The sequence below is a fragment of the Micrococcus sp. HSID17227 genome (assembly GCF_003989405.1).
Taxonomy (GTDB): domain Bacteria; phylum Actinomycetota; class Actinomycetes; order Actinomycetales; family Micrococcaceae; genus Micrococcus; species Micrococcus luteus.
Window position 1 is genome coordinate 1 of the sequence record NZ_RBLN01000270.1, and the last position, 2,641, is coordinate 2,641.

Consider the following 2,641-nt stretch of genomic DNA (forward strand, 5'->3'; position numbering starts at 1 on the left):
TGCCCTGCTGGGCGGCGGCGCGGTGCTCGCGCTCTCGGCGCTCACCGGGGCGACGACGGCACTCGTGTGGGACCGGGCGCGCGAGGCGGCGCTGCCGGTCAGCGTGGGGCTGTTCGTGCTCAAGATCGCGGTGTTCGCGGTGCTGCTGGGGGTCCTGCCCCGCCCCGGCTGGGTCCGGGCGGACGCGGCGGCGATCGCCGCCCTCGTGACGATCCTCGTCTGGCAGGCCGCGGAGGTCCTCGTCTTCGCGCGGACCCGCCGCGGGATCTACGCCGACTGACCCGCCCGAGGGGCGAAGACACCGAGCCGGGGGCCATGCGATGGGCCCCGTCTGCGGTACGGAGCACGGGTCACCGTTTGGTATCGTTGGCGGCGAACACTTCGACGGCGCCCACCTGCCGCCATCCGTGTCTCGCATCGCACCGGTACCCCCGCAATGTCGCGGCGCCCGCCTGTGGTCCGGGGACGAGGCTGCGGTCCCGTCGACTGCATCACTTCGGAGAGGAACCGCGTGCTGACCCTCGTGCTGGCCAACGCATCATTCGTGCCCCCCACCATCTCTGATGGTCACCTCCCGGAGATCTTCCCCTGGGGTGCGGAGTACGGCACCGGCTTCGGCAAGCAGATGCTGCTCGTCCTGCTCTCCGTGGTGCTCATCACCGCCTTCTTCGCGTGGGCCATGCGCCGTCCCCGGCTCGTGCCCGGCAAGGCCCAGTGGCTCGCCGAGTCCGGCTACTCCTTCGTCCGGAACGACATCGCGAAGGACATCCTGGGCGAGAAGAACTTCAAGCAGTGGGTCCCGCTGCTCTTCGCCATCTTCTTCTTCGTGCTGCTGAACAACCTGTTCGGCGCCATCCCGGTGCTGCAGCTGCCGACCTTCTCCCACGCGGGCGCCGCCTACGGCCTGGCCCTCATCGTCTACGCGATCTGGATCGGCGTCGGCATCAAGCGCCACGGCGTGCGCTACCTGAAGCTGGCCGTCGTGCCCTCGGGTGTGCCCGGCTGGATCCTGCCGCTGCTCGTGCCGTTGGAGATCATCTCCAACTTCATCGTGCGCCCGCTGACCCACTCCCTGCGTCTGATGGCCACCATGCTCTCCGGCCACATGATCGTGATGCTCGCCGGCGCCGGCGCCGCCTACCTGATCACGCAGACCGGCAGCCTGGCCCTGCAGGGCACCGGCATCCTGGTCATCCTCGGCTCGGTGGCCCTGTACTTCCTCGAGCTGCTGATCATGTACCTGCAGGCCTTCGTCTTCACGCTGCTGACCGCGATCTACATCCAGGGCGCGATCGACGCGAACGACCACTGATCTTCCGGGGCCGCCTCGGGCACGACCCAGGCGGCCGCGGTACGGCGGGAGAGCCCGCCACCAGTCTTCCCGGCCCTCCGCAGGAGGACCACCCGGGAGGCCGACCCTCCACAACCCGGCCGGACACCTCGGCCTCGTGAAAGGAACACCATGGAACTGCACGGTTCGCTCAACATGATCGGCTACGGCCTCGCCGCCATCGGCTCCGCCATCGGCGTGGGCCTGATCTTCGCCGCCTACATCAACGGCGTCGCCCGTCAGCCGGAGGCCCAGCGCATCCTGCAGCCGATCGCCCTCCTGGGCTTCGCGCTCGCCGAGGCCCTCGCCATCCTGGGCCTCGTCTTCGCCTTCGTCATCGGCGCCTGACGCGCCGCGTCCACGGAGCGCCCGCACGGTGAGACCGTCGGTGCTCCATCTCCATAGGACTCTTGACCGAAGGATGGTTGAAACATGATCAGCAACGGACTGATCCTCGCGGCAGCTGAGGGGGCCAACCCCCTGATCCCCAACCCGTGGGAGATCCTCGTCGTCGTGGTGGGCTTCGCCCTGCTCATGTTCATCGTCATCAAGTTCATCGTCCCGACCCTCGAGAAGTCCTACCAGGACCGTGTCGAGGCGATCGAGGGCGGTCTGGCCAAGGCTGAGAAGGCCCAGGCCGAGGCGAACGCGATGATGGCGGACTACGAGTCGCAGCTGGCGGACGCCCGCACCGAGGCGAACCGCATCCGCGAGGATGCCCGCACCGAGGCCGCCGAGATCGTGGCCGAGGCGCGCGAGCGCGCGACCGCCGAGGCGAGGCGCATCTCCGAGCAGGCGCAGGCGCAGATCGCCGCCGAGCGTCAGCAGGCCGCCGCGCAGCTCAAGGGCGAGGTCGGCTCGCTGGCCACGACCCTGGCCGGCAAGATCGTGGGCGAGTCCCTCGAGGACGACGCCCGCTCGCAGCGCGTGGTCGACCGCTTCCTGGCTGACCTGGACCGTCACCAGAGCGCAGGTGTCGCCGAATGATGACGGGCGCATCGAGGGACTCTCTGGCCGCCTCCCTGGAGGCCGTCGGTCCGGTGCTGGACGAGGGCGGCGTGGCCCTGGCACGCGAGCTGTTCGGCGCGCTGGACGTGGTGGACGAGCACGGCGCGCTGCGCCGCGCCCTGACCGACCCCGCCTGGACCACCGAGCGCCGTCACGGCCTCGTCGACTCGCTGTTCGGCGCCCGGGTGACCCCCGGTGCACTGCAGGTCCTCAAGGACCTGGCCGGCCGCCGCTGGTCGGCGGAGCGCGATCTCGGGGACGCCCTCGAGACGGTGGCCGTGCACGCGGCCGCCGCGGAGGCCG

Annotated in this window: 3 protein-coding genes and 2 pseudogenes; all 5 read left to right on the forward strand. The window is 70.2% G+C overall.

The features are described 5' to 3' along the window. A pseudogene (locus tag D8M29_RS10655) lies at positions 1-280 on the forward strand (hypothetical protein); the annotation flags it as partial. Between the two features lie 231 nt (positions 281-511). Next, a complete protein-coding gene (gene atpB / locus D8M29_RS10660; protein WP_002857266.1) occupies positions 512-1,312 on the forward strand; it encodes a F0F1 ATP synthase subunit A in 801 nt (266 codons plus the stop codon). 150 nt (positions 1,313-1,462) lie between these two features. Next, positions 1,463-1,678 (forward strand): ATP synthase subunit C, encoded by a 216-nt coding sequence (locus tag D8M29_RS10665; RefSeq protein WP_002857264.1) that lies wholly within the window; start codon positions 1,463-1,465, stop codon positions 1,676-1,678. An 84-nt stretch (positions 1,679-1,762) separates the two neighbouring features. After that, the gene (locus D8M29_RS10670; protein WP_036313055.1) at positions 1,763-2,317 is read left to right on the forward strand and encodes a F0F1 ATP synthase subunit B; all 555 of its coding nucleotides are present in this window, start codon (positions 1,763-1,765) and stop codon (positions 2,315-2,317) included. Then, positions 2,314-2,641: pseudogene (locus tag D8M29_RS10675) on the forward strand (F0F1 ATP synthase subunit delta); the annotation flags it as partial. The gene D8M29_RS10670 and the pseudogene D8M29_RS10675, both read left to right, overlap by 4 nt.